Annotated in this window: 1 protein-coding gene and 1 pseudogene; both read right to left on the bottom strand. The window is 75.5% G+C overall.

Translation table 11 applies throughout. The annotated features are described in order from the left end of the window. Window positions 1-154: 154 nt before the first annotated feature. Window positions 155-1,039 (bottom strand): NAD kinase, encoded by an 885-nt coding sequence (locus tag ACWEVO_RS36760; protein ID WP_123241550.1) that lies wholly within the window; start codon window positions 1,037-1,039, stop codon window positions 155-157. Continuing rightward, window positions 1,036-1,218: pseudogene (locus tag ACWEVO_RS36755) on the bottom strand (16S/23S rRNA (cytidine-2'-O)-methyltransferase); the annotation flags it as partial. The pseudogene ACWEVO_RS36755 and the gene ACWEVO_RS36760, both read right to left, overlap by 4 nt.

Genomic DNA, 1,218 nt, shown 5'->3' with positions numbered 1-1,218 from the left:
GTCGTGGCCGGGACCCGGCGCTCGCGCGCCGCCGTCGAGGGAGACCCCTACCGTAACCCGGCCGAACCGCCGATCGGGTACGCCGATCCGGTGGCGCCGGGTCGGCCGTGCGGTGACCACGCCGTGCGGCCCGGGCGGGCGGCCGCGCGGCAGGTCAGCGGCGGTTGCCCCGCCAGCCCTGCACGGGCAGGTCGAACTTGGCCACCAGCCGGTCGGTGAACGGGCGGTCCTTGAGCCGGACGATGCGCACCGGCAGCGCGCCCCGGCGAACGGTGACCCGGGCGCCGGGCGGGAGGTCGTAGACCCGGCGCCCGTCGCAGCAGAGCACGGCGAGGGTGGTGAACGGGTCGACGGTGATCGCGAAGGTGGACGTCGGCGCGGTCACCAGCGGGCGGCTGAACAGCGCGTGCGCGCTGATCGGCACCAGCAGCAGCGCCTCCACCTCGGGCCAGACCACCGGGCCGCCACCGGAGAACGCGTACGCGGTGGAGCCGGTCGGGGTCGCGCAGACCACCCCGTCGCAGCCGTAGCGGGACAGCGGCCGGCCGTCGACGTCGACGAGCAGCTCCAGCATCTGGGCCCGCTCGCCCTTCTCCACGCTGATCTCGTTGAGCGCCCACGACTCGATGGTCGGGCCGCCGTCGAACTCGGCGGTCACGTCCAGGGTGAGCCGTTCGTCCACCGTGTAGTTGCGCCCGACCACGTCGCGGACGGCGCTGTCCAGATCGTCGATCTCGGCCTCGGCGAGGAAACCGACCTTGCCGAGGTTGATGCCGAGCAGCGGGGCCTTCGCCGGGCGGGCCAGCTCGGCCGCGCGCAGGAAGGTGCCGTCGCCGCCCAGCGCGAAGACGATCTCGGCGCCCTCGGCAGCCTCCGGCCCGGTCACCGGCACCACGCCCGGCAGGTCCAGGTCGTCGGCCTCCTCGGCCACCACCCGCACCTCGAAGCCGGCCGCGATGAGGTCCGCCGCCACCGCCCGGGCGTGCTCGGTGCTGCGTCGACGGCCGGTGTGCGTCACCAGCAGAGCGGTCCGGCTCACCCGGGCACCTCCTCGTTCGTGGGCTCCGTCGGGAATCCCTGGGGGCCGGCCGCCACCACCGCGCGGACCCGCTCCGGGTCCGCGGCGGGCGCGTCCCGGCGTAACCATACGAAGAACTCCACGTTGCCGCTCGGCCCCGGCAGCGGGCTGGCCGCCACGTCCGCCAGGCCGAGGCCGAG

The sequence above is a fragment of the Micromonospora sp. NPDC003776 genome (assembly GCF_053605645.1).
Note: the sequence above shows the minus strand (reverse complement) of the source record. Positions and strands in the feature narration are given on the sequence as shown.